Source organism: Sphingomonas sanguinis, assembly GCF_001476905.1.
Lineage (GTDB): Bacteria > Pseudomonadota > Alphaproteobacteria > Sphingomonadales > Sphingomonadaceae > Sphingomonas > Sphingomonas sanguinis_B.
The window spans coordinates 1-828 of sequence record NZ_LDTE01000190.1; the positions used below are offsets into that span (position 1 = coordinate 1).

Below are 828 nucleotides of genomic sequence, written 5' to 3' on the forward strand. Positions count from 1 at the left end.
TCCTGCCCACCGGCTGGATGGCGGCCGAAAATGCGCAGATCGAGCCCGGCGATACGGTTGCGGTCTGGGGCTGCGGTCCGGTCGGTCTCTTTGCCGTCCAGTCGGCCTTCCTGATGGGCGCCGAGCGGGTGATCGCGATCGATCATTTCCCGCATCGGCTGGAACTGGCGCGCAAGTTCGGCGCCGAGACGATCAATTTTGAACAGAGCGCGACCTATGACGCGCTGATGCAGATGACCGGCGGGATTGGTCCCGACGCCGTGATCGACTCCGTCGGATTGGAGGCGCACGGGATGTTCGTCGACAATGCGATCGACCAGATCAAGGCGTCGACCTTCCTCGGTACCGATCGCATCCACGCCATCCGACAGGCGATCCTGGCCTGTCGCAAGGGCGGCCGTGTGTCGATGCCCGCCGTCTATGGCGGCTTTGTCGACAAGTTTCCGCTGGGCGCGGTGATGCAGAAAGGGCTGACGCTCAAGACCGGGCAGACGCACGTCCAGCATTACCTGCACGGACTGCTCGACGTGATCATGGAGGGGAAGATCGACACGACCTTCCTCATCTCGCACCGAATGCCGCTCGACCAGGCACCGGAGGGTTACCGGATGTTCCACGACCAGCAGAACGAAGTCACCAAGATCGTGCTGAAGCCCGGTCAGTAAGGAGACGCGCCATGGCAGAGAAATTCGCAATCGTGACCGGTGCCTCGACGGGCATCGGCTATCATCTGGCGGCCTGTGCGGCGCGCGACGGCTATGACCTGCTGATCGTCGCGGATGAGCCCACCATCCATGTCGCGGCCAGCGATCTGGCGGCGCTGGGCGC

The 828-nt window shown here is 63.6% G+C and carries 1 protein-coding gene and 1 pseudogene; both read left to right on the forward strand.

Features of this window, described 5'->3' with window-relative positions:
- A partial coding sequence (locus SB4_RS18470) for a zinc-binding dehydrogenase (RefSeq protein ID WP_153006345.1) occupies positions 1-665 on the forward strand: 665 nt, incomplete at its 5' end.
- A gap of 11 nt (positions 666-676) precedes the next feature.
- Positions 677-828: pseudogene (locus SB4_RS20465) on the forward strand (SDR family NAD(P)-dependent oxidoreductase); the annotation flags it as partial.